Origin of the sequence: Amycolatopsis sp. A1MSW2902 (assembly GCF_017312175.1) — a bacterium.
Classification (GTDB): Bacteria; Actinomycetota; Actinomycetes; order Mycobacteriales; family Pseudonocardiaceae; genus Amycolatopsis; species Amycolatopsis nivea.
In genome coordinates this window covers 90,554-113,743 of the sequence record NZ_QJPO01000005.1, presented here as the reverse complement: position 1 = coordinate 113,743, position 23,190 = coordinate 90,554, and the positions used below count along the sequence as shown (strand labels likewise).

Sequence of the window (23,190 nt, the reverse complement as noted above, 5' to 3'; positions counted from 1 at the left end):
CTCAAGCCTCCAGCGCGGCGTGATGGTCGTGGTCGCGCAGCATGCGCAGGACGGTGGCCGGGGAGGGGTGCTGGCCTTTCTTTTTGCCGGTGGTGATGACCAGGCGTGCGGCGATGTCGCGCAGGCTCATGCCTTGCTGGTCGCGCAGGTGCAGGGCGTGGGAGAGCATGGCTTCGTCGGTGACGGCGGCGCCGCCGATGGTCTTGCCGCGGGCGCGGGCGGATTCGTGTCCTTCGAGGGTGCGGTCGCGGATGTATTCGCGGTCCATGCCGGACATCGCGGCCAGAACGGTGAACACGATCCCGGTCGGGTCGTGGGAGCCGTGCAGGTCGCCGGTGAGGAATTCCAGGCCGATGTCGGCGGCGCGGAGGTTTTCGGCGAGGGCGGCCAGTTCGATGCCGCGGCCGAGCCGTTTGTGTTCGTGCACGACGAGGGTGACCGCGACGCCGGAGGCGCGGATCTCGCGGGCGAGGGCGATCGCCTTCTCCAGCTCCGGGCGGCGCAGGACGCGGGTGGAGATCTTCTCCGAGAACACGCGCGTGACGCCGGCCTCGGCGAGGGAGTCGAGCTGGGTGTCCAGCGACTGGCGCACAGTGGAGGCGCGGGCGTAGCCGATCCGCACGTGCCCGGCCGGCTCGGCACTGGCAGTCGCGCGCCGCGGCAGCTCGACCCAAGCCGAACCCGGCTTGCGCAGTGCCGGCGTCGCCACGGCGAGCGCTTTGGCCAGCGACGGCACCAGCCGAAACCGGGCGGTGTGGTACTGGATCGCCACCTTGCCCCTGCCCGTCCGGCACGGCGACCCCGCAGGGGCGGCGCAGGTCGACATCGGGCAGTCGAAGGCCTCGACCCGGAGGAAATCGTCGTCGCTCACCCCCAGATCGTTTCATAGGGGCGTTTCACAAGTCCAGTCGTATGAAACGTTCCATGAAACAAAGTCCGCCCTGAACTGGCCCCACTGGTCGGGGTGTTTCATGGGTGGTCGCCTATGAAACACCGTGATGGGCAGCTCTGTCGCATCAAGTTCCTTCGAGGGAATCCCATTGCGAAGTTCGCAACATGAGTTGCATACTGAAACACATGGCGAAGCGTGACATGATTGACGATCTGGTCGACATCCTCTACCCGTGGCCGGGCGCCGAGGACGTGCCCGACGGCGATGAGGACATCCTTGACGCTGCCCGTGACGAGGTCGCGGGGGAACGCGAGAAGTTCGAGCAGAACCTACGGCTCACCGAGGAGAACGCCGACTGGGAGTTCGACCCACTGCTGGCGGAGATCAACACCGCGCGGCGGGAGATGCGCGCCGCCGAAGCGCGGATGCGGATGCTGGTCGCCTACGGCCGCGAGTTCATCAAGCCCCAGCCCTACCAGCTCAAGGACCTCGCCGGCGCGACCGGCATGTCGATCTCCGGCACCCGCAGCTCCTACACCGTCGAGGAGATCGCCGCCGTCGCTCGCCGCATCGGTCGCCAGCCGCGCTCTCGGGACGAGGAGTTCTGGGCCACGTTCAACAAGGAAGACGCTGCGACCAGGCTGCCCGGGATCGCCGCTGTCGCCGAGGCCATGGGCCGGCAGCCGCGCGGCGGTGCTGGCAAGACCGGGGAGTAGCCGTGAGCGAGGACGAGATCACCGCCGCGGCGATCGCCGCGGGATGTGCCTGCGCCACGGCCTGGCCCGAGCTGGCCGTCACCCGTGACGACGGGACCAGCGAAACCGTGCTGGCCTCCGACACCCCCGGCCCGCTGGCGCGGCTGTACTACGCGCACTGCGACCGCTGCGGCGTCCAGTACCCTGGCCCGTTCCGGCTCCCGCCCCGCACCGCCTGCCACACCGGACGGACCGGTGGCGCCCGCGCGTGGCAGAGCCGGTGTCCAGCACCGGAAACCCGGCACGACACGAAAGGACTCGCTGATCACCCTGATCCGGCGGGCCCTCGCCGATGGGAACCGCTGACATGCGCCCGTTCCGGCCGCGCGACAGGGCACTGACCAGGCTCACCATGTCGGGTCGATGACCAGCCCTGCCGCCGTTTCCGCCGTTTCCCGGAGCGTGGTGCGCACTGGCACTCCGTGCGCGTGGGCCAGGTGCATGAGGTACTTGTTCCTTCGGGGATCGGGGCAGTCCGGGGGACAGCCGAGCACCACGGTCCGCCCGGCTGCCACGTCGTATCCGAACTCGACGTTCGTCGTCATCCCGGGCATGTACGTCATGTCGCGTGGGATCCAGAACAAGACCACCGCGGCCGCCGCTCTCGACGCGTTCTCCCAGCAGTACTTTCTTCGTGCACTGATGCCGTGTCGGATTGACCTGGCACGTTGGCTCTGAACTGCGGGGATCGGATTTGTTCAGCGCCGTCCGGGTCTCTATGTTCCGGACCCGTGCGCTTGATCTTCTTCACCCGGGAGGGGTGGCGAGACTGGGATGTCGAGGCCCGGCCGCTGATCCCCGAGGGAATGCCGGTGCTCGTCGACGACGACCTTCTGTTCGCCGACGAGTTCGTCGACCGGCCGACCGTGGCGATGAACCGCTGGCTGTGCGAGTTGCCTACGACCGGTGCGCGGGTCCCGGCGACCTGGGCGAAGTACGGGCGAGCATTGCGGGACTGGGCTGTTTTCCTTGCTGAGCACCAGGTTCCACTGTTCGGATCGCGTGAGCAGTTGAAGGCCGCACTGGGGTTGTACGCGGCGTTCCGGGCGGCGGGGCCGGTGGAGCGTCGCTTCGACGCCACGACCTGGGGCCAGCACGTCAGCATCCTCGCTGGGTTCTATCGGTGGGCGGTCGTGCAGGAACTCGCGCTGGCGGAGCCGTTCAGCTACCGCACGGCCCGAGCCTCGTTCGGGGGCGTCTCCCGGGACATGCGGGTGAATCTGGCGGTCCGCCGGATGCCCAAACCGCACGTGACGATCAAGTATCTCGAGGAGGACTTCGCGCGGCTTCTGCTGTCCGCGCTCGCGGGCCGCCGGCCGGACGGGTCGCCTGATCCCGGCTGCCGCGGCCGCCATCTCGGACGGGACCGAGCGGGCGGGCACCTCGCCCTGGCCACCGGGTTGCGGGCGCAGGAGTTCACCTATCTGCTCTTGCCGGAGATCCCGCCGTTGCCCGCTCGGCGCAGCAGCGTGCCGATCCCGTTCCCGGTGCCGGCCGGAGTGACCAAGGGCAACAAGCCCCGAACCACCTGGATTTCCTACGAGGCCCTGGCCGAGGTCCACCAGTACGCCAGGCTGGAACGGGCGGCCTGCGCCGACGGCGCGCGCTGGACGCCGAAGGGCCGCGCGAGCGGCCTGGTGGTCGAGGAAATGGATCCGCTCGGCGGCCGCGTCAACGGGCGCCGGGTGCGCTGGGCCGCGCTGCGCCCGGCCGAGCGCTGCCGCTTGGTCGCGCCCGCCGGCGGCAGCATGCTGTGGGCCGTGCGCGGCGACGGCGGCCCGTTCACCGCCTGGCCGACGGTGCTCGCCCGCGCCTCACGGCGGATCGCCGACAGGTTCGACCCCCGTTTTCCTCACGTGCATCCTCACCGCCTGCGCCACACCTTCGCGATCGCGACGATGGAGCGCCTTATCGCAGGCCACTACGTCCGGGCCGCACAGATCATGGCCGGGGCGGGCGTCGACCCGGCTCTGCTGCTCTACCTGGCCCAGGCCGACCCGCTGATGGTGCTGCGGGATTTGCTCGGCCATTCCTCCACGGTCACCACCGAGAAGTACTTACGGCGGCTGGACACCGAGCGGATCTTCCGCGAGCTGACCGAGCACACCCTGGACGCCGGCCAGGACGCGGCCGCCGAGCTGGAGGTCGACGAAGAGTTCGCCGACGTCGAGGAGGCAGGCGTTCATGCCCGCTGAGGTGACCGAGAACCCGCCGACCATCTCGTGCGTGTTCAGCCGCGGTGCTGCCGCGGCGGTCGCGGCGGAGTCCGGGGTCAACGACGTCCTCGCGGCGCAGCTGCTGCGCGGGCTGGCCGATCTGGTCCACCCGCACGGACCGCTCGACACCGTCTCGACCGTGAGGCACTACGTCCACGCGTGCCAGTCGCTGGTGCGGGAGGTGACGGCCGCCGGGCACCGCGGCGGGGCCGAGCGCCTCACCCGCGGTCGGCTGGCGGAATTCTGGTGGTCGTGCGGGCACCGCGTCGAGGCGAACAGCCGACGGGTGCTCGCGGCGCTGGACGACTCGACCGGGCTGTTGAGCGGGCAGGTGCGAGCACTGGTCCAGGGCAGAGTGTTCAACCCCGCGCCGAGCACCAACCCCTTGCCGCCCTACACGGAAAACGAATGGGCGATGCTGCGGCGGACCTGCCGCGAGATCGTGCGCGAGGCTTTCGCCGAGCATCGCCGTGCGCTGGCCGCGGCCGACGCCGCAGCCGCCCCGGCCGCGGCGGGATGGAGCTACGCCGACGTCTGCCGCCGCTTGGCCGGGTCGGGGCCGCGGTCGGCGGTGGACCTGCACAGCGAGGACGGCCACCCGCCCAAGTGCAGCGGAGCGGACCTGGAACGGGTCAACCGGGCGCTGTTCCCGGCCACCGACACGGTCATCGCCTACGTGCTGTTGTTCACCACGGAAACAGGAATCGTGCCCGACGGCATCACCGGCCTGCGTGTGTCCGATGTGGACTGGGCGGGCGGCGAGGTCAGCGTCGTGACTTACCACAAGGGCCGCGCCAGCACGGAAAGCATCACGCTGACCCGCCGGGCTTCGACCCTGCTGCGGCAGTGGCTGCGGCATTCCGCGCTCAGCCGCCGTTTCGCGCCCGAGGATCGGCGCGACGGAATGTGGCTGCGGCACAACGCTCACGGCGGCCGGCGAAAGTGGTTCAACGGGCGGCTGGGGACGGAGTCGTTCGCGCACTGGGCTCTGCGGCGCGAACTGGTGACCGACGACGGCGACCCGCTCCGGCTGAACCGGCAACGCTTGCGCACGACCTTCGAGGTGCTGCGCAACCGGCGGGCGTGGATCGGCAGCCCCCGCGCCATGGTCGACCCCAACCACACCCCGCAGGTGGAGGGCGACCGCTACCTGTCCGTCTCGACCGAGCAGCAGCGCGCGCTGCTCGACGGCGTGATCGCGGAGGCACAGGGCGATCTGTTGCGCCGGGCCGAAGCGCCGCGGGTGCTGGACGCCGACCAGCTCGCCGCCGCGGCCGCGGGCCTCCCCGATGCCGTCGCCCAGGCTGACGGCGGGCGACCGCTGCCCGCCGGGCTGGTGGACGGAACCACGGACGCTTTCGCCGCAGCCTGCATCGACCCGCTGGCCGGTGCGCACGGCCCGGCCGGAGAGCCGTGCCCGGCTCGGCCGTGGGTGTGCCTGCTGTGCCCGCTGGCGATCTTCGCTCCCCGGCACGCCGCGAACCTGCTGAGGCTGCGCGCCTATTTCGCCCGCCAGTGGCAGGAGATGCCCGGCGCGGAGTTCGCGCCGGTGTTCGGCCCTTACGCCCGCCGCGTCGACGACGTCATCGAGCAGCTGCGGCAGCTGGCGCCGGCGGAGTTGGCCGCAGCCGCCAGGACCGTGACCGATCAGGACGCCGAACTGCCCTTGCGGCCGGAGGAACGCACCTCGTGAGCATCACATCCCCGGTCGGCGGCGCGCCCCGGCCCGCCGTCGACCGGTCGCCGTTCGAGGGACTGGACCTGTGCGCCACGCTCGGCCTCGCCGTCGACGACGGCGCGCGCGGTCCGGTCTTCGACGAGGACGTGTGGGACTTCAGCCCCGTGGTCGGCCTGCCCGCGTACCTCCGGCCTGTCGCGCGGCGGCTGGATTTCACCGCCATCCGCAATCCGGCCTGGCGGATCGTGGCCAAGGAGTACGCGGTCGCGCTGCTCGCGCCGCACCTGGACCAGGTCCGCGAACTGCCCGGGGCCTACCGGACGCCGCGAGGAATCCAGACCTGCGTCGGACGGCACGTCGAGCTGGTGCACTGGCTCAACTGGCTGACCGAGCAGCAAGTCGCCAGCCTTCAGCACGTCACCGCCGAGATGTGCGAGCGTTTCGCCGCGGAGCGCGGCGAGATCCGCGACGAACACGGCGCGGTCGTGGCCGTGTCGACCGGAGCCCTCCACAACGCGGTCAGCGCCGTCTCCGGGCTGGCCCTCTACCGGGAGCTGTTCGCCCCCGACCACCGCTATCCCTCAGCGCTGCGCCCCTTCGGCGGTGCCACCGCGGCGCAGGTCTCGGGCAAGCGCACCGACTACACGAACAGAACTCCGGTGGTGCAGGAAGAGGTTCTTCAGCCGTTGCTGACCGCCGCTTTGTACGTCAGCACCACCCTGGCCGGGCCGATCGCGCAGTTCGCCCGCGAGCGCGTTCCGAGCCCGCGGCGGCCTCAGCGGCGGACCGTCGACGCGGCGCGGTTGCGCGCCGTCATCGCCGGCCGCGCCGAGCGCAACGAACCGCTGGAGCTGCTGCATCCTTCCGAGGTTCGCAAGCGGCTCGACAAGCAGCCGTGGCGCGCTGACGACCCGCTGATTCATGTCAACCTGGCCGAGCTGGCCCACGAGGTCGACGTCGACTGGATGCCTCTGACCTGGCTCGACCGGCTCCGCCCGGAGCTGGAAGCCGCGGTGAACGCGGTCGGCCTCGTGCCGCCGCTGGCGCGCAACGCCGAGGTCGTCGAGCGCGCGGACGGCACCGGCAGCCTGCCCTGGACCGAGCCGCTGTTCTTCTACCAGGCCGCAGGAATCCCCGAACTGCTGCGCTTCGCCTGCCTCGTCGTGACGGCCGCGGTGTCCGGGATGCGACGCAGCGAACTCGTCGAACTGCTCCCGGGCTGCCGGATGCCGGTCGAGGAACCCTTCCCCGGCCTGCGGCGCTACCGGGTGGCCGGGACCTTGATCAAAGGCCAGCCCGTGGGCGGGACGCGGGAGCAGTGGGTCGTCACCGAGCACGTCCACACCGCGATCGCAGCTGTCGAACAACTGGGCGAGGACGGCCCGCTGTTCCCGAACATGGTCTTCGACAAGAAGTACGCCGCCTTCCGAACCTGGGGCAACGGGCCCCGCGGCCAGCGCCTCGGGCTCGCCCCGATTCCCGACGGCCCGGTGAACCTGCGCATGCTGCGCCGGACGCTGGCGGTGGCGCTGGCCTACCGGCCGCACGGCGTCCTCGCGGCCAAGATCCAGCTCAAGCACGTCTCGGTCGCCACCACCGAGGGATACGCGGGCAGCCCCGGCGGGGCGCAGGGCCCGTTTCCTGGCCGACGTGGCCCGTGAAGAGGAACAGCGGACCCTGGAACTGCTCACCCGCGAACACGAGCGATACCGAGCAGGCGCCCGCCCCGCAGGACCGGGAGCACGAGGACTCGCTAATTTCTTCGCCGCGCTGGACACCGCCCCGAAGCCGCCCTCGGGAACGCCGGCGAACGTCATCGACAACGACCAGCGCGTCCGCGCGATGCTGGCCCGGCGCGCGAAGACGCTGCACCTCGGAGCCGCGAACTACTGCTGGTTCAGCGACCCCGCGCAGGCCCTGTGCCTCAAGACCGCCGGCACCCCGCAGGCCGAACAGCCGGTGCTCGGGCTCTGCGAAGCGACCCGCTGCCCGCAATCGACCTTCCACCCCGTCCACCGGGCCATCTGGCAGGACGCCGCCGAACAGCACGAGCGCTTCCTCTCCGACCTGCCCCGCAGCCGCACCGTCGAACGCCGCCGCCTGGAGCAGGAACTGCTGCGCGTCAAGGAAGTCCTCTCCCGCATCGACGAGGCGAACCCGGAAGGCATCGCGGCATGGGACGACTGACCGAGCAGCAACGCGCCCGCAACGAGGCGGCGATCCGCGCCGCGATGGAACGCCTGCTGAGCGGAACCCTGCCCGCCGGCGGCCGCTGCGACCTCAACACGCTCGCGCGGGAAGCCGGTGTCCCGCGCACCGGCTTCTATCCCAAAGGAAACCGGCGCGGGACCTACCAGGATCTCTCCGAGGAATTCATCCGCCGACGCGACCAACAGCTCGCCAACCAACACCGCGCCGACCCTCGCGACGCCCAGATCTCCCGGCTCACCACGGAGAACAGACACCTCCGCGACCGCCTTGCCGACCAAGCTAGCGACCTGGACGAGCTGCGGCAGTTCCGAGACCTCGCAATCAGCCGCCTTGCCGCGCAGCACAACGAAATCCGAAGCCTGCGCGCGGCCGTCGAAGCCGGAGACTCCCTCGGCCGACTCCGGCCAGCACCCCGTCCTCCGCATGGGTGAACCACATCCCCCGATGACCGGGGCCGCAACGAGACACCGGGCAAGGAGGAATGCGCCACCGCTGTTATCCCGCTCGCTTCGCCGGAACGACCCGCCGGGCTGCAACGATCGCCAGCGCCGCGGCCACGGCATCCGGCAGGGCGTCGACCACCGGGATTCCCAACCGAAGGGCATGCCAGATCAGGTAGCGGTTCCGTTCGGGATTGCCCTGCCGTTAAGGACGGTGTCATAAGCCGCCATCTTGAACGAGCCCGCTGGTCAGTGGCCCCTGCGGGCGACAGGCCTCTACGGCAGCGCAACAGTCGATGGGTTCGTGAGTTCGGTCAGCGCTGTCGGCTGCATTGATCGTGCCTGGACCAGGGCTTGTGGGCATGGTCGGCTGTTCTCGACCCCAATTGAATCTGTGTCATCCAGAGTGACATGATCGCCTCTTCAATGAGTGATCTTCACTGAGGATGAAGGCGAGGGGTGTGGGTTGGCACTGGCTGTGGTGCGTGACCTACGTGATCTGCGTGCGCCGGAAACTCCGGAGGACCTCGCCGACTTCGAGACGGACGTTGCTGGCCGGGTTCGTGCTGGCACGTGCGTCAGCCGGGTTGGTGGACAGCACGATCCGCAACGACACCAACCACCTGGAGCTGATCAGGGACTGGTTCGGCCGTCCGCTGTGGGAAATGCAGCCTCCGGACGCCCGATGTCTACTTCGGCAAAGAACTGCGCCGACGCGAGGCCGTCGACGCGGACCGGCCGCGCCGGGGCGCTGGCGGTGTACTTCGAGTACCTCGAATTGCGCCACAAGGTCGAACTGCACAACCTCACCGGCCGGGTTGTCGAGTGTCCGCTCGACGAGATGAACCGGCCTCGCCAGTCGGTCGAGCCGCAGTTGCGGATCCCGCCCACCGAGGCCGAGATCGAGCAGCTGTTCTCCGGATGGCGCCAGGAATTGGTCACCTGCCGCAAGTTCTCGCCGATGGCCCGCAACTACGCGGTCGCTCGCCTCGCGGCCGATGTGGGCGTGCGGATCAACGAGGCCCGGATGCTCGACCTGGACGACGTCCGGTGGGAGCTGGGCCGGTACGGCAAGCTCAACGTCCGGCACGGCAAAGGCTCGCGCCGCAAAGGCCCGAAACCACGCCTCGTGCCGTTGATCAACGGTGCGGACCGCAATCTGCACTGGTTCATCGAGGACATCTGGGGCCAGTTCGGCGACGATCACACGCGTCAGGGCGCCCCGTTGTTCCCCTCCGAACGCAAGAACCAGGACGGCTCCTGCTCACGAGCGACCGCCGATGTGTTCCGGCGAGCGCTGACCGCGGCCACCGCCGCACACCTGCCGACCTGGGCGGGGAAGCTCACGCCCCATGTCCTGAGGCACTTTTGCGCCAGCCAGCTCTATCTCGGGGCATGAGCCTGTTCGCCATCCAGGAGCTGCTCGGTCACGCCTGGACCGGCACCACGGCCCGGTACATCCACGTTCACGGCAGTCACGTCGAAGACGCATGGATCACCGGGCAGCAACGCGCCGCCGACCGATGGAAGGGACTTGCACGATGAAGTGGAATCTGCGCCTGGCCGCAGCTAATCGCGGCATCTGGAAGGCCAGCGAGTTCCAGCGGATGCTCGCCGACCGAGGCCTGGTGATCAGCGCAGGCAAGATGTCCGGGCTGTGGTCGGGCACGCCGAACGTCGTCAAGCTCGACGAGCTGGACGTCATGTGCGCGGTGCTTGGCTGCGGGGTGGAGGAACTGCTGCTGCCCGAGCCGGGCAAGGTGTCGCAGCCAGATGCCACCACGGACGAGACCACCGCCGTGGTGGGCGAGGCTCGTGCCGTCACGCCGCGTCGCCGCGCTGGGAGATCCCTTCCGCCGCGGTGAAATGTGTCCACTGTGGAACGCCGCTTCCTGCTGGGAGTCGCCGGGATCGTGCTTACTGCGACAACAGATGCCGAGGGTTGGCGTCGTACTACCGCCGCAAGGACGGCGTCCCGACGCCGTCGCGGTGGCAGCATCCGGCACTGAGATCGAGCGATTCGGTGGTGCGGGCCGCTGCGGTCCAGGCCGAGCAACTCGGTGCCGCCCACGGCTGGGACCGCTCGACAACACGGCAGGTTCTGGACGGCCTAGTCGTGCTGCTCGACGGCCGGCCCGTCGACGACAGAGTCCTCGTGACCGAGATCCGCGAACGTCGGCTGCGCAACTCCCGCCGGATCGCCGAGGCCCTCGCCAAGCTCGATCTCCTCCAGGACGACACCACACCCGCGATCCGGCGATGGATCGAGCGCTGTGTCGGCGAGCTGCCGGCCGGCTTCGCTGCCCCGGTCCGGGCCTGGCTGCTGGTCCTGTTGGAGGGAGACGCCCGGACCCGGAGCCGATCACAGCCGACCGTCTACCGGTACTTCGGCGCCCTCCGGCCGACCCTCAACCGCTGGGCAACGAAGTACGACCACCTCCGCGAAGTGACCGTCGCCGACGTCAACGAGGTACTGGACCCGCTGCGCGGCCACCAGCGGCGCACCGCGGTCCCTGCGCTACGGTCTCTGTTTCTCTACGCCAAGAAGCGCGGCCTCGTCTTCACCAATCCCACGACCCGGCTTAAGGCCAGCCGCGTCGACTTGAGCCTGCAGTCGATGACCGACACCGAGATCCGCGCCGTCGAGAAGCTCGCCGACGATCCAGCGCAACGGCTGATCATCGCCCTGGCCGCCATCCACGCCGCCCGAACCGGCGCGATCAGGCGACTCACACTCGACGACCTCGACATCCCGAACCGACGGATCACCATCGGCGGACACCGACGCCGGCTCGACGAGCTGACCCACAAAGCGCTGCAGGCATGGCTCGATCATCGCCGCACCACCTGGCCGCGCACCCCGAACCGGCACGTGCTGATCGCCGGTCGGACCGCACTCGGCACCGAGCCCGTCAGCCACGTCCATCTCACCAACCGTCTGAGCCAACACGGGTTCACCATCGACCGCATCCGCAGCGACCGGATCCTTCACGAAGCACTGGCTCCGGTGCGGATCCGCTGCACCTGGCGCTAGTTTTCAACTTGTCCCACGCCACCGCCAGCCGATACACCGTGCTCGCCGAGCATCTGCTTGACAACCAGCTCGAGCGCGGCACCGAACAGCAGTAACCGCTACGCTCACAGCCACGAACCCACCGGGATTCCCCGCTTCGGCGGCGGCGAGGCCGTCAGTTCCCGACGAAGCGCGTTCACTCGCGCTGAACTCACCGGGGAACGGAGACTCCTGGAGCTGATCCGAGCCGCAAAGTAGGGACTAGCTGCTGGTCCGGTGGCCGGGCAGGTGAAGGTCGGCCCGGCGGGGTTCGCGGAGTACCAGTTCACGGGCTGGACGATCGAGCACCACCGACCGCACGCTGCGATCCGCGGCTCACACCCGTGTCGTGCCGGACTGCCTACCAGCCGCGCTGGTCAAGAACGGCGTGCGTTTCCGGCCCCCGCTCGTCCCCTGGTCCAGCAGTGGGTGATCTCGCCCAACTGGACAATGGGGCATCCCTCGCGGGGTGTGCGTCGACAACCCGGGCGAGGTGTGGGAGTCGCCGAAACGACGCAGTCCCGGTTCATCCTTGAAGCCTCCCCTTTTCGGGTGCGTCCGGTTGGGGGTGATTGCGGCGAGGGGGATGCCGAGCGGGCTCGGGACAGGGGATGATCGCGGTGATCGTTCGGGCACGCCCCGCTTCTCCCGCAGGAGGGTTGAGCAGGAAAGGGTTTCGGTGCACGACAGACGGGGCGCGCGGCTCGGTTGAACTGGGCGGAGTTGGCCAACTCGGCGAAGTTAGTGAATCCGATGCCTTTCGGGCCGCAGATTTTTGATGCCTTGGGCGCTGCTGATTCATGCACGAGCCGTACTTATTTTCCGTCCGAATCCGAGAGCGTATTCTTGCGCTATTCGCGCAAGTCTCAATGGTTTCACCAGTCAGAGTGGAGGCGTTTTTTTCATGCGAAGATGTCACGTGGCATTCTCGTCTATTTTGTGCGCAGCGTTGCTTGTGGGCCTTGCGACGGCTTCGCCAGTGAATGCAGCTCCGTCGCGGACGTCGCAGGGCACGGTTTCGCCGCCGGGTTCAGTCGAGGCCCAGAAGCAGGACTGCGCTCGGCGTGCGGGCGGCCGGGCGCGCTACACGTGCACAGTGGTTGAACGTGACTCCTCCGGCGGGAAGCGCGGGCTGCCTGCGCAATCGGAACTCGGCAGGCGACAGTCGCTGAAGGAACCCGGCGCGCCGAAAGCCGCGAAACAAGGTCGCGCTGCCGTAGGCGGCAGTTCGCTCGACCCGGCTTGCGCCGACGGCTATTACAATCCGAACAGGTTCACCTCGTGCTCCGATGACGGATGGACCGTGACGCAGCGGGAGACGGTCAACGGGGTGACCAGCGTGACCGGTTCCCTGAGCTTCTCGGCCAGGACCTCGGCGTCCTTCGCCGAGGGGTCGGGGGCGACTCCCTCGTGGGATCTGGACGTGGAAATCACAGTCGGCGCAGCATCGGGCACGTTGGCCAACGGCTTGAACGGAAACATGTACTCCGGGTGTCGGAACAACGCATCCGTCTGCTCGACTTCGCAATTGGCTGGCTCGAACGGAGAATACGAACCCGTCAGCCTCACCCGGGGGAAGACGGTGAAAAAATGGTATACGCAGTACTCTGCGGGCATGGACCAAGGCGCTGTTATCTCCTTGGACAAGTCTCTGGGCTACGGTCTCATCCTGTATCCCGTCGGCAACCCTGTGCAAATAGATGACTTCAAGAGCAATCAAATGTACGGTCGCTGCGACCACCGGCCGAACAGATACGGCGCTGGTTGCGTCGACTACAGCCTGCCCGGATACGTCAACTACAACAGCGTCGACAACCCCGACGTCGGCCCCGTCGCGCAGCACGTCTACGACGCCATCAGGACTCTGCCGAGCCATTGGGGACGACCTGGTCCTGGTTCGTCCACTCTGAACCGGCAGACGAACGCAGCCAAGATCGCCGACAACCGCAGAATCGCGTGCGGCTCCGTTGCGACCGGTCCGGGCGAAAGCTGCGACGAATACCCGATGGCGTCGACCTACCAGGGCGGCGACGGAGCTGCGCCCAACGACCGTTCCACCAAGATCGTGCCGCAAAACGCCAACGACATCCAAGGCGGCCTCACCAGCGCGTACTACGACTACTACCGTATTATCGACTTCGATGATTTTTACGTGCAGGCCGTGCTCCCCAATGGGTCCACCGCCTGGTAGGCCGATGGCACGGGGAGCAGCGTGAGCGCGGACGACGTGGTGGTACTGGCCGTCGAGGCCCAGGACGGCCAGTACCACCTCCGCTCGAAGCCTGAAATGGACAACCCGTGGCCGGGCAGCCCGGACGGCCTGCTGACGGGCGAAGCCGGCTGGATTGCCGTGCTCACCGGCACGGAATTCGGATCCGTCCCGGCGACCTTCCGAGTGCATCCCCACGCTCCGCCTTTGAACGACCACGACTGGGACATGGCAGTCGAACGCACCCTCGACTGCCCCGACGGCGAAATTACCGTCGCCTCTCTCTACAGCAGCGATTCCCGAACGGTTCGCGTCCCAGCCGGCTTCGTCCGGCTTCGCGTATCGGTGCGTAACCGCGGCAGCGCGTCGGTGACGCCAGCTCAGGCGCCGGAACAGCCGGAAGCCCACCTCATCGATGCATGGTCGGTACCCGAGTGGCAACCGTCCAGAGTCGTCGCAGGCCCTGACGAGACCGCTCAATACCGGATCTCATAACCGAATCGCACCAGGGCCCGTCATCCCTCGCGCGTCACCTGACGGATCACACGCCAACCCGAGCATCGCCAGCGTCCGGGGATTCCGGTAGCAACGGGGAAATTTTGGCGGATTACCTGGTCGTGTCCTCGTGGCCGCGAGCCAACCGCGCTTCCGTTCCCGCTTCGACCCCGTATGCGCCGCTTCCTCCGGGGTTGAGTAGCAGCGGTACAGCCGTTGGCGCTAAGCCAAGATCCGCAGGTCAGCGGCGGTTCACTCGGACGGCATCACGGTGTCGATCTCGCGGGCCAGCCGCTGCACGATCTCGCTCCAGCTCTGCCCGGCCGCCTCGGCCAGCCAGGTGATCAGGAACTACTCCACCAGCACGTGCACCCCGACCTGGCGACGGCGGATCTCGTTCATCCACTCCTTCTGGCTCTGCTCGATGGCGCGGACGTCGACGGCCGGCAGCGGAGTCCGGACCTCGACGGCATAGGTGACGGGCTGGTTGACCTTCTCGATCAGCGCGGTCGTCTCCTCCGGGCCGCGGCCCTCGCCGACCAGGGTCAGCACGCGGATCCAGTCATCGATCAGCTTGCGCGACTCGATGGCGGGCAACTTCCGCTCACCGGCTTCCCGATCGCGTTCCTCGTCGGCGCGTGCCTGCTCGAGATGTGTGCGCAGCCGGCCCGCCATCGTCGTCGCGACGCCGTTGAAGATGTGCTCGGTGCCGGCCGAGTAGTCGTCGGTGGCGCGCCGGGTGGCGAGCACGTGCAGAACGTCGGCCAGCGCCCGGGCCTCGCTGGGGCTCATGGGAACGTGGATCTGGCCGTCCGGGTGGTGGATCGCATTCGCGAGGTGCACAGCGAAGTCGCGCCGTTCCTCCGGTGTCAGGTCGGGTTCGGTGGTCAAGAGTTGTTCTCCCTGGTCAGTGGTCGCGCGGGGTGATGGGGTGACGGGCCTGTTCGTCGACGTCATAGCGGCGCCAGCCGTGTCCGCCGTAGGGCAGCAACCGCAGCCGGCCGGAGCGGGGCGGTATGGTCGATCCAGGTCAGCCCGGTGTCCGGGTCGGTGCGGCGGGTGCCGTCGTGGTGGAAGCGGACCTTGAACGGGCGGCGGTCGGCCATGTCAGCGGTTCCCGTCGGCGAGGGCCCGCCGGATCAGGGTGTACAGCGTGTCCTTCTTCTCGTGTCGGTTTCCCGTTGGGGGGCACCGGTTGTGCCACGGGCGGGCGGCGCTGGTCCGCCCGGTTTGGCAGGCGGTGCGGGGCGGGAGCCGGAACGGGCCGGGGTACTGGACGCCGCAGCGGACGCAGTGCGCGTAGTACAGCCGCGCCAGCGGGCCCGGGGTGGCCGACGCCAGCACGGTTTCGCTGGTCCTGTCGTCGCGGGTGACGGCGAGCTCGGGCCAGGCCGGGGTGCAGGCGCAGCCCGCGGCGATCGCCGCGGCGGTGATCTCGTCCTCGGTCACGGCACTCACTCCCCGGTCTCGTCGGTGCGGAAGCGCGGCTGCCGGCCGATCCGGCGAGCGACCTCGGCGACCTCGGCGACGGTGTAGGAGCTGCGGGTGCCCGAGATCGACATCCCGGTCGCCTCGGCCAGCTGCTTGAGCTGATAGGGATGCGGCTTGATGAACTCTCGCCCGTAGGCGACCAGCGTCCGCATCCGCTTTTCCGCGGCGCGCATTTCCTGGTGCGCGGCGTGGATCTCGGCCAGCAGCGGGTCCCAGTCGCCCTCCTCGTGCTCTTCGTGCATCCGCAGCTCCCGCTCGTAGGCGTCCCGGTCCCGGGTGACCTCGCTGCACCAGTCGCTGTAGATGTCCTCGTCCCCTTCGGGCATTTCGTCCGCCCGGGGCAGCGGGTGCCGGATGTCGACCAGATCGTCAATCATGTCACGCTTCGCCATGTGTTTCAGTATGCAACTCATGTTGCGAACTTCGCAATGGGATTCCCTCGAAGGAACTTGATGCGACAGAGCTGCCCATCACGGTGTTTCATAGGCGACCACCCATGAAACACCCCGACCAGTGGGGCCAGTTCAGGGCGGACTTTGTTTCATGGAACGTTTCATACGACTGGACTTGTGAAACGCCCCTATGAAACGATCTGGGGGTGAGCGACGACGATTTCCTCCGGGTCGAGGCCTTCGACTGCCCGATGTCGACCTGCGCCGCCCCTGCGGGGTCGCCGTGCCGGACGGGCAGGGGCAAGGTGGCGATCCAGTACCACACCGCCCGGTTTCGGCTGGTGCCGTCGCTGGCCAAAGCGCTCGCCGTGGCGACGCCGGCACTGCGCAAGCCGGGTTCGGCTTGGGTCGAGCTGCCGCGGCGCGCGACTGCCAGTGCCGAGCCGGCCGGGCACGTGCGGATCGGCTACGCCCGCGCCTCCACTGTGCGCCAGTCGCTGGACACCCAGCTCGACTCCCTCGCCGAGGCCGGCGTCACGCGCGTGTTCTCGGAGAAGATCTCCACCCGCGTCCTGCGCCGCCCGGAGCTGGAGAAGGCGATCGCCCTCGCCCGCGAGATCCGCGCCTCCGGCGTCGCGGTCACCCTCGTCGTGCACGAACACAAACGGCTCGGCCGCGGCATCGAACTGGCCGCCCTCGCCGAAAACCTCCGCGCCGCCGACATCGGCCTGGAATTCCTCACCGGCGACCTGCACGGCTCCCACGACCCGACCGGGATCGTGTTCACCGTTCTGGCCGCGATGTCCGGCATGGACCGCGAATACATCCGCGACCGCACCCTCGAAGGACACGAATCCGCCCGCGCCCGCGGCAAGACCATCGGCGGCGCCGCCGTCACCGACGAAGCCATGCTCTCCCACGCCCTGCACCTGCGCGACCAGCAAGGCATGAGCCTGCGCGACATCGCCGCACGCCTGGTCATCACCACCGGCAAAAAGAAAGGCCAGCACCCCTCCCCGGCCACCGTCCTGCGCATGCTGCGCGACCACGACCAGGCCGCTGGAGCCGCCGAGACCTCGAACGCGTGAAACGGTACGAGCCTTCCCGCCTGCGTTCGACGAGTGGACGCCGGGAGGCTTGGTGTCAGCAGCCCGGCATTCGGTGAGGGTCGCCCGGTGCGCGGCGCGGGGGCTCGATTGTTCCGAAGACCTCGCCGCGGTAGCGGCGGTACAGGTTGTCGACGCCGAGATGATCGATCACGTCGTTGGTGTCCAGCACCGAGCAGTGTGTGCCGTCGCGCTTGAAGGTGATGCGGCTGAAGACGTCGAAGGCGAGCGTCAGCCGACGCTCGCAGTGAATGTAGTCGATTCTCTCGCCGGGATGATCGGCCTGGAGCTGGGCGAACACCAGATCGTGCCCCTCGATGAGGTCGGTGCCGTAAATGTTCTCGTCGTCGATGCCTTGCACCTCGATGACGACGGCGACCAGGACACCGCCTGGCGCCCGCCACACCCGCAGGTGCTGCGCCCCGAACCCGGGGAACCCGGTGAACGTCCACTGGGGCTCGTCACGGATGAGATCCATGCAGGGAGACGATAAGCGCCCCGGCAGCGTCCACGAACAGGCGATCGCGTGCAGACGAGTCCGGACATCCGTGCAGTCCACTTCGGACATCGACACTCCCGAGACCGCTCGCCCGGAAAATCCGCGTCCAATGGAAGCGATCCATTCTTGTCGTCAAACGATCGGTTGACGACAGAAACGGCTCGCGGCCGACCGCCCGCGCGTACTGCTCGCGGCAACAGGCGAACCACTCTCCGCAGTCTGGACAAATCCGTGACAATGCTCGTCCAAAAAACAAATCACACGGAGCGTGTGACATGATTCGGCTGTCAGGTTTTCCCGCCCGGAAAGAAGGACGTCATGGCAAAACCGCAGCAGCAGCAGAAGTGCCTCAACAACCACCCCGCGACGAGCGAGGGCTACTGCACCCAGTCCGGCTGCACCTACTCGGCCAGCAATCGCCACCAGGCAGTCGGTGGAGTGAACCAGGGGCCGGCCTACGAGGTCCCGGAGTACCCGGAGGGCAACCCGTACACCCGCCTCGACTGAGCGGGCCCGGCGCGTCCGAGTCGGTACGGTTCGGGCATGACCGCTCTCGACGAGCCTCGTGAACCCGGACCACCGCCTCGGGCCGACGCCGACGACGGCGTGGAAGCGCGACGGGCCGAGCACGGCCTCATCGGAACTCGCGCACTCGCCGAGGAGTACGGCATCAGCACCGACAGCGTCCGGGCGCTGATGGCCAAGTACGGCGTGCGCGAGGTCCGCGGCTACCCGCGCGACGCGGCGCTCGCCGTCCAGGCGCAACGCCCCGGCCGACGGCCAGGGCCCGGCCGGGGACACCGGCGGCCCGCACCCGACATCGACGAGCACCAGCCCTGACCGCAGGTTCCCGGCCGGCGCCCCAGAACGCACCCCGGGAACCTGCAGACGAAGGGCCAACACCGCCATGACGATCGACATCGACGCCGAGCTGGTGCCGGACGACACCCGCTGGGGACAGGGATACGGCCGCCCCTACAGCCCGGCCGAGCTCGACGACATCGCCCGCAACATCGCCACGCCGCAGCCCGGCTACCGCTTCCGGCTGCGCGCCAACTCCCCCGGGTGGAGCCCCGCCGTCTCGGGCCGGGCGCACGTCCCGCCCGGCTACGACGCGCTGCGCCATCCCAACCGCGACGGCGTCGACCCGGACGCGCTCGATCCGGAGTTCGCGACGCAGGACGACCCGGTCCCGGCCGTGGCGGTCGAGCCCGGGCTGCAGCAGTACTGCCGCGACCGCGGCTGGGTGCTGGACCAGCACGGCCGCCCGCTGCACCCGCTGCACCTGCAGCTGCTGGCCGACTCCCGGATCGGGCTGCCCGCCGGCCTGGGCTACGCCCACTGGTACGGCGAGGCGGTCGTCGCCGACGCGGTGGTCACCACCGCCGACGGCGACGTCCTGCTGACCGGCCGCGAGACCGCCAGCGGCCGGATTCCCTGTCTGCCAGGCGGCTATGCGATTCCCGCCGACGCCGGCCGTACCGCCGCCGACTGGCGGCACGGGCTGCGCCCGGTGACCCGCGACTCGGTGATCGCGGCCGCGGCCCGCAAAACCCGCGACGAGACCGGGGTTGCCGTCGGCAAGGACACGCCGGCGACGATCGTCCGCGCCATCCGGCCGATCAGCTCGCCGCACACCCTGCACGCCTGGACCTGCATCTACACCGTCCGGTTCGACCTGGCGGACACGATCGGGCCCCCGCCGGACCCGGCGACCGGGGCGCGCTGGGCGTCGGTCGACGACCTCCACGAGCGGCTGCTCGGACGGATGTGGCCCGACCACCGGCGCGCGATCCTCGCGGCGGTCGAATGACCCGGTGACGAACAAGTCCCCGCCCCATCGGGGCGGGGACTTCACCGCGTTGTCAGTACAGAACATCGGGAACCACCCCGAGCCCGCGCGGCACAGGCAAGCATAGCCACCACCAGGAGGGCCGCCGGCCGCGCCGCGGGGAGGTCCGCCGCCGGGCCGCCCCGGTCGCGACGCCGGCGCGCCGCTCGCCATGTCTGACCATGTACGCTAATCTGACCATGTCCACGAAAGGCGGCCCCGGCGGGGCGCGCGAAAGGAGAGCGCCGTGAGCGAGGACCAGGACGTCGGGCGCGCGGCCGCGCCGAGACGGCGGGCCCCGCGCAAGCCGCAGGTGCCGGCGCCAGGGCACACGCGCATCGCGTGGTACTGGCGATTGCCCGACTTCGACGACGCGCGCGCGGCCTACCTCGCCGACTGGCAGTGCGACGAGCGCGAGCGGATCCGCGGACCGGAGAAGTTCGCGGCCTGGATCGGGCGAGCCCTCTCCCGCTTCGCCGAGCTCACCCCGCAGGAGCGTGCCGCGCGGGTCGAGCGCCCGCCCGCCGAGGGCATCACCGGCGGAAGCCGCAGCTTCGAGGTGCCCGACGGGGACCTGGCGGCGATGCGCAAAGCGATGCGCGAGGACCGCGAGGCCGGTCTGTGGACGTCGGACAGCGGATGGGTCGCCGGCGCGATCGCCACCGCCGTCGAGGCCGCGCGCACCCGCGCAGGCGGCACGCTGCCCACCCCGCCGACCAGGCTCGCCAGCAGCTACCGGCACCGGTTCGACGAGTCGTAGTTCGCACTGACAGCGGGGAGCGCGACCGGAGTGGTGTCCGGACCGCGCTCCCCGCACGCATTTCCGGTCGGCGCACTCGACACGCTTGCGCACTACTGAACATGTACGCTAACCTGAACATGTCAGTACGGAACAGGGGCTCACCACCCCGACGCGAGGAGACGAACGATGAACATCAGCGACATCCCGACCAGGCCCGCAGCGATCGTGACGGTCGACTCGGACTGCGAGCAGTACCCGGACATCATCGCGGGCACCTGGACGCCCGGCGACATCATCGCCTGCCCCGAGTGCCAGACCTCCCACGCCGTCACGGGCGTGACCGTCGTCGCGATCATCGACGCCGCCGAGGTTCCCGCACCGGAGGAGGTCGAGTGATGGCCGACTACCGCGTGATCGTCGCCGAGACAGTGCTGCATTCCGTTCCCGTGCACATCGACGGACCCGACAGCCGGGCAGCGCGGGCGGCGGCCAAGGCCGACGCCGTCGAGGCGCTCGCCGAGGCGGGAGGCAAGCACTTCCTGTCCGTCCAGGACCCCACCGTGCTCCGCGTCGCCCCGGTCGAGCGAGCGGCCGGACAAGACCCGGAGGCCGCCCGGGTGCGCTAGCCGCGCGTCGCGGGCTCCCGCGTCCCTGGCGGCGCGGGAGCCCGGGCGTCGACGCGCATCCCCGGGCGCGGGAACAGGCGCCCGCGCAGGCCGACGACGCGGCCGCGGAAACCCAGAAAAAAGACGGCGGGGAGGAAGAGGAGATCAAGGCCGCCCACCGGCGGCCGCGACGTGCGTGTCGCGATCTTCCCGACCTTTTTCGCGGGCACGGTTGCGCCTGCCTGAACATGTACGCTAGACTGAACATGTCAGTACAGAACAGGGGCTCACCACCCCGAACCCGAAAGGGAAACGACATGTCGGACGTCATCACCACCACCTCGAACAGCGACCTCGCCGCGATCGCCGACCTGCTGCAGCGCCAGCGCGCGCAGCGCCTGGACGTCGTCGCCCCGGCCGCCGCGATCCGCGCCGAGGGCGGCCGCCTGGTCGTGCGCGACGCGGGCGAGCCGGTGCTCACCGCAGACGGGGTCACCGCCCGGGACGCGTCGCTCGCCCCGAACGTCGTCGCCGACGCCGGAATCGCCGACAAGCTCGGCATCCCCGCCCCGTACGTGCGCCACCTGCGCGAGAACAACGTCGAGCTGTGGGACGCCAACGTCAACGGCTGGCTGGAGCGCGACGCGCGGTCGTTCCTCGTGCGCGGCCTCGCCGACGAGGACGGCGGCGAGGGCATCGCGCGGGCGTTCCTGTCCGAGAAGTACCGCATCGTCGACAACCTCGACGTGCTGCTCGCGACGCTCGAAGGCCTGCGCTCCACCGGCATCGAGGCGAACGTCACCGGCGCGGACCTGTCGGAAAAGCGGATGTACGTGCGCATCAGTTCCCCGGCTGTCGCGGCCGCCGCGCCGCAGCTGCTGGCCGACTACCGCTCGCCGTTCACCGGCGACCGCGGAGCGGACAACCCGATGGTGTTCGCCGGTTTCGTCGTCGCCAACAGTGAGGTAGGGCACGGGGCGTTCACCATCACCCCGCGCGTCGAGGTCCAGGTCTGCAAGAACGGCATGACGCTGCAGCGCGACGCACTGCGGTCCCCGCACCTGGGCGGCCGCCTGGACCACGGCCAGATCCGGTTCAGCGACGCCACCCAGCGCAAGAACGTCGAGCTGGTGAAGTCCCAGACCGCCGACGCCGTGCGGACCATCCTGGACACCGACTACCTGACCAAGGTCATCACCGAGATGACCGAGAAGGCCGCCGCCAAGGTCAGCGAGCCCTCGCACACCATCGAGCGCGTCAAGACCGAGCTGCGCTACACCGACGCCCAGCGCGACGCGATCTTGTCGCACTTCCTCAAGGGCGGCGACCCCACCGCCGGAGGCGTCATGCACGCGGTGACCAGCGCGGCCCAGGTCATCCGGGACACCGACGCCGACCGGGCGCACGAGATGGAAACCCACGCCGTGCGAGCGCTCGACATCGCCGCCGCCGCACGCTGACCGCCAACCGAAGCCGGGGCGGGCAGTGCCGCTCGCCCCGGCCGGTTCCTCGTCGCTCCGAAAGGACAACTGTTCACCATGACCACGACGGAAACCCGCTACGTAATCGGCGAGTTCGTACGCATCACCTCCGGCGAATTTGCCGGCCAAACCGGGACGGTCGTCGCCACCGAGACCGATGCGCAAGGAAAGACCCTGTACGCCCTCGCCCCCAGGCGAGTGGCCGTTGACCGCCGGCGACTGGTGGCCGGCGATCTTCTGGAGCACGCGGCCAGCGTCTCGCTGGCCGAGGCGCAGCAAACCCTGCAGGCGCTGGGTGACGCCGTCACGCGCGACGACGTCCACGCCTACCGGGACGCACTCGCCCTCGCGTGGCGCCAGGGGCTCACCAACGAACAGATCACGGACGCCCACACGTGGCGCGACCGCAAGCGAGACCGGCCCGCATCGTTCGGGTCGGACGGCGGAATTCGCTAACTCAGCGACAACGAGAAAACGCGTAGGGCCCGCCCGAGGCAACTCGGGCGGGCCCTACGCGTCGTGTACGCGGCCCGTCGCACGGCGACGCAGCACTGAGCGGAGCGGGACTACCTACTGAGCGGAGGACTCCGCATCGTCGGCTACCGGGGCCGACGCGGCTTGCGCGGGTTCTCGCTCAGTCGACGCGTCGCGCTTTTTGGTGGACACGTCGCGCTTCTTTGTGGCCGATCCACGGCGCGACGCTGCCGTCCGGGGTCGCCCGCCACGTCGGGAGCCGGGCTGCTCGATCCCGAGCTTTCGCAGTTCGTCGACAGTCCATCCCGCTTTGGTCGCCGCCGTCCAGGCGTCCGCGAGCTTGCTCTCGGCAGCGCGCAGCGCGTCACGCGCTGACGACGCTTCCTGCGCGTATTTCTCCAGGTCTCGAATGCTTCCGAGCCGTTCCTGCAGCAGTGCCTGGGCGCGGTCCGTGATCGTGTCCATGCCCGCAGTGTAGGCGACTTCACGCGTCAAGTCCCGCACTGCCCTTCCCCTGTCTTTGCCGATGGGTTTCGGTGACACAGTGCGTTCCTGGCGGAAAAGGCACTCCACGCCTTCGGCGGGAGCAAGCTATAGGGTAGGGTGCCCCTAAGTGCGGGT

The 23,190-nt window shown here is 69.2% G+C and carries 30 protein-coding genes; 22 read left to right on the top strand and 8 right to left on the bottom strand.

All coding sequences use genetic code 11. The features are described 5' to 3' along the window. Position 1: 1 nt before the first annotated feature. Complete coding sequence (locus DMP23_RS47895; protein ID WP_337825236.1) at positions 2-871, bottom strand: recombinase family protein; 870 nt, start codon at positions 869-871, stop codon at positions 2-4. A gap of 206 nt (positions 872-1,077) precedes the next feature. On the opposite strand from DMP23_RS47895, the gene DMP23_RS47890 reads away from it, so the two are divergent. Both DMP23_RS47890 and DMP23_RS47885 read left to right on the top strand, forming a co-directional pair. Then, the gene (locus tag DMP23_RS47890) at positions 1,078-1,608 is read left to right on the top strand and encodes a hypothetical protein (protein WP_337825221.1); all 531 of its coding nucleotides are present in this window, start codon (positions 1,078-1,080) and stop codon (positions 1,606-1,608) included. A gap of 2 nt (positions 1,609-1,610) precedes the next feature. Continuing rightward, a complete protein-coding gene (locus DMP23_RS47885; protein ID WP_337825222.1) occupies positions 1,611-1,988 on the top strand; it encodes a hypothetical protein in 378 nt (125 codons plus the stop codon). Positions 1,989-1,994: 6 nt separating this feature from the next. Here DMP23_RS47885 and DMP23_RS47880 read toward each other — a convergent pair whose 3' ends face one another. After that, positions 1,995-2,210 (bottom strand): hypothetical protein, encoded by a 216-nt coding sequence (locus DMP23_RS47880; protein WP_337825223.1) that lies wholly within the window; start codon positions 2,208-2,210, stop codon positions 1,995-1,997. Between the two features lie 168 nt (positions 2,211-2,378). Here DMP23_RS47880 and DMP23_RS47875 point away from each other — a divergent pair, with 168 nt between their 5' ends. From DMP23_RS47875 to DMP23_RS47855, 5 genes are read left to right on the top strand one after another with little or no spacing between them, the layout of a single operon-like run. Then, positions 2,379-3,842 carry a site-specific integrase gene (locus tag DMP23_RS47875; protein WP_337825224.1) on the top strand — a complete coding sequence of 488 codons (1,464 nt, stop codon included), beginning with the start codon at positions 2,379-2,381 and terminating at the stop codon, positions 3,840-3,842. Continuing rightward, entirely contained in the window at positions 3,832-5,556 is a 1,725-nt protein-coding gene (locus tag DMP23_RS47870) for a hypothetical protein (RefSeq protein WP_337825225.1), read from the top strand. Before DMP23_RS47875 ends, DMP23_RS47870 begins: the two co-directional genes overlap by 11 nt. Beyond that, a complete protein-coding gene (locus DMP23_RS47865; RefSeq protein WP_337825308.1) occupies positions 5,553-7,202 on the top strand; it encodes a hypothetical protein in 1,650 nt (549 codons plus the stop codon). The genes DMP23_RS47870 and DMP23_RS47865 overlap by 4 nt, the downstream gene beginning before the upstream one ends. Beyond that, a complete protein-coding gene (locus DMP23_RS47860) occupies positions 7,192-7,728 on the top strand; it encodes a hypothetical protein (RefSeq protein ID WP_337825307.1) in 537 nt (178 codons plus the stop codon). Before DMP23_RS47865 ends, DMP23_RS47860 begins: the two co-directional genes overlap by 11 nt. After that, a complete protein-coding gene (locus DMP23_RS47855; protein WP_337825306.1) occupies positions 7,716-8,183 on the top strand; it encodes a hypothetical protein in 468 nt (155 codons plus the stop codon). The genes DMP23_RS47860 and DMP23_RS47855 overlap by 13 nt, the downstream gene beginning before the upstream one ends. A 499-nt stretch (positions 8,184-8,682) precedes the next feature. Here DMP23_RS47855 and DMP23_RS47850 read toward each other — a convergent pair whose 3' ends face one another. Then, positions 8,683-8,808: a hypothetical protein gene (locus DMP23_RS47850; protein WP_337825305.1), complete on the bottom strand. Its 126-nt coding sequence runs from the start codon at positions 8,806-8,808 to the stop codon at positions 8,683-8,685. Positions 8,809-8,877: 69 nt separating this feature from the next. Here DMP23_RS47850 and DMP23_RS47845 point away from each other — a divergent pair, with 69 nt between their 5' ends. The 6 genes from DMP23_RS47845 (at position 8,878) to DMP23_RS47820 (ending at position 13,948) form a co-directional block, all read left to right on the top strand. Further along, positions 8,878-9,591, top strand: coding sequence for a site-specific integrase (locus tag DMP23_RS47845; RefSeq protein ID WP_337825304.1), 714 nt, complete (start codon positions 8,878-8,880; stop codon positions 9,589-9,591). After that, a complete protein-coding gene (locus DMP23_RS47840) occupies positions 9,588-9,737 on the top strand; it encodes a hypothetical protein (protein WP_337825303.1) in 150 nt (49 codons plus the stop codon). Before DMP23_RS47845 ends, DMP23_RS47840 begins: the two co-directional genes overlap by 4 nt. Beyond that, positions 9,734-10,057 (top strand): helix-turn-helix domain-containing protein, encoded by a 324-nt coding sequence (locus DMP23_RS47835; protein ID WP_337824595.1) that lies wholly within the window; start codon positions 9,734-9,736, stop codon positions 10,055-10,057. Before DMP23_RS47840 ends, DMP23_RS47835 begins: the two co-directional genes overlap by 4 nt. A 77-nt stretch (positions 10,058-10,134) precedes the next feature. Continuing rightward, complete coding sequence (locus DMP23_RS47830; protein WP_337825302.1) at positions 10,135-11,226, top strand: hypothetical protein; 1,092 nt, start codon at positions 10,135-10,137, stop codon at positions 11,224-11,226. A 1,114-nt stretch (positions 11,227-12,340) separates the two neighbouring features. Continuing rightward, a complete protein-coding gene (locus DMP23_RS47825) occupies positions 12,341-13,435 on the top strand; it encodes a NucA/NucB deoxyribonuclease domain-containing protein (protein WP_337825231.1) in 1,095 nt (364 codons plus the stop codon). 21 nt (positions 13,436-13,456) lie between these two features. Beyond that, positions 13,457-13,948, top strand: a complete 492-nt coding sequence (locus DMP23_RS47820) for a hypothetical protein (RefSeq protein WP_337825232.1) — start codon at positions 13,457-13,459, stop codon at positions 13,946-13,948. Between the two features lie 351 nt (positions 13,949-14,299). Here DMP23_RS47820 and DMP23_RS47815 read toward each other — a convergent pair whose 3' ends face one another. The 3 genes from DMP23_RS47815 to DMP23_RS47805 form a co-directional block, all read right to left on the bottom strand. Beyond that, positions 14,300-14,839 carry a hypothetical protein gene (locus tag DMP23_RS47815; RefSeq protein ID WP_337825233.1) on the bottom strand — a complete coding sequence of 180 codons (540 nt, stop codon included), beginning with the start codon at positions 14,837-14,839 and terminating at the stop codon, positions 14,300-14,302. 216 nt (positions 14,840-15,055) lie between these two features. Next, positions 15,056-15,397, bottom strand: a complete 342-nt coding sequence (locus DMP23_RS47810) for a hypothetical protein (RefSeq protein ID WP_337825234.1) — start codon at positions 15,395-15,397, stop codon at positions 15,056-15,058. A gap of 5 nt (positions 15,398-15,402) precedes the next feature. After that, the gene (locus DMP23_RS47805) at positions 15,403-15,831 is read right to left on the bottom strand and encodes a hypothetical protein (protein WP_337825235.1); all 429 of its coding nucleotides are present in this window, start codon (positions 15,829-15,831) and stop codon (positions 15,403-15,405) included. A 206-nt stretch (positions 15,832-16,037) separates the two neighbouring features. Between DMP23_RS47805 and DMP23_RS47800 the strand changes: the two genes are divergently transcribed. Then, complete coding sequence (locus tag DMP23_RS47800) at positions 16,038-16,919, top strand: recombinase family protein (protein ID WP_337825220.1); 882 nt, start codon at positions 16,038-16,040, stop codon at positions 16,917-16,919. A 55-nt stretch (positions 16,920-16,974) separates the two neighbouring features. On the opposite strand, the gene DMP23_RS47795 is transcribed toward DMP23_RS47800, so the two are convergent. Beyond that, a complete protein-coding gene (locus DMP23_RS47795) occupies positions 16,975-17,415 on the bottom strand; it encodes a hypothetical protein (protein ID WP_337825219.1) in 441 nt (146 codons plus the stop codon). 339 nt (positions 17,416-17,754) lie between these two features. Here DMP23_RS47795 and DMP23_RS47790 point away from each other — a divergent pair, with 339 nt between their 5' ends. The 8 genes from DMP23_RS47790 (at position 17,755) to DMP23_RS47755 (ending at position 22,551) form a co-directional block, all read left to right on the top strand. Beyond that, positions 17,755-17,943, top strand: coding sequence for a hypothetical protein (locus DMP23_RS47790; protein WP_337825218.1), 189 nt, complete (start codon positions 17,755-17,757; stop codon positions 17,941-17,943). Positions 17,944-17,979: 36 nt separating this feature from the next. Continuing rightward, positions 17,980-18,276 carry a hypothetical protein gene (locus DMP23_RS47785; RefSeq protein WP_337825217.1) on the top strand — a complete coding sequence of 99 codons (297 nt, stop codon included), beginning with the start codon at positions 17,980-17,982 and terminating at the stop codon, positions 18,274-18,276. A 67-nt stretch (positions 18,277-18,343) separates the two neighbouring features. Continuing rightward, positions 18,344-19,249: an NUDIX hydrolase gene (locus DMP23_RS47780; protein ID WP_337825216.1), complete on the top strand. Its 906-nt coding sequence runs from the start codon at positions 18,344-18,346 to the stop codon at positions 19,247-19,249. Between the two features lie 265 nt (positions 19,250-19,514). Then, positions 19,515-20,027, top strand: coding sequence for a hypothetical protein (locus tag DMP23_RS47775; RefSeq protein WP_337825215.1), 513 nt, complete (start codon positions 19,515-19,517; stop codon positions 20,025-20,027). Between the two features lie 168 nt (positions 20,028-20,195). Continuing rightward, positions 20,196-20,405, top strand: a complete 210-nt coding sequence (locus DMP23_RS47770; protein WP_337825214.1) for a hypothetical protein — start codon at positions 20,196-20,198, stop codon at positions 20,403-20,405. Then, the gene (locus DMP23_RS47765; protein ID WP_337825213.1) at positions 20,405-20,635 is read left to right on the top strand and encodes a hypothetical protein; all 231 of its coding nucleotides are present in this window, start codon (positions 20,405-20,407) and stop codon (positions 20,633-20,635) included. The genes DMP23_RS47770 and DMP23_RS47765 overlap by 1 nt, the downstream gene beginning before the upstream one ends. 296 nt (positions 20,636-20,931) lie before the next feature. Continuing rightward, positions 20,932-22,074: a DUF932 domain-containing protein gene (locus tag DMP23_RS47760; RefSeq protein ID WP_337825301.1), complete on the top strand. Its 1,143-nt coding sequence runs from the start codon at positions 20,932-20,934 to the stop codon at positions 22,072-22,074. Positions 22,075-22,152: 78 nt separating this feature from the next. Further along, the gene (locus tag DMP23_RS47755) at positions 22,153-22,551 is read left to right on the top strand and encodes a hypothetical protein (protein ID WP_337825210.1); all 399 of its coding nucleotides are present in this window, start codon (positions 22,153-22,155) and stop codon (positions 22,549-22,551) included. 114 nt (positions 22,552-22,665) lie between these two features. On the opposite strand, the gene DMP23_RS47750 is transcribed toward DMP23_RS47755, so the two are convergent. Then, complete coding sequence (locus DMP23_RS47750; RefSeq protein ID WP_337825209.1) at positions 22,666-23,034, bottom strand: hypothetical protein; 369 nt, start codon at positions 23,032-23,034, stop codon at positions 22,666-22,668. Between the last annotated feature and the right edge of the window lie 156 nt (positions 23,035-23,190).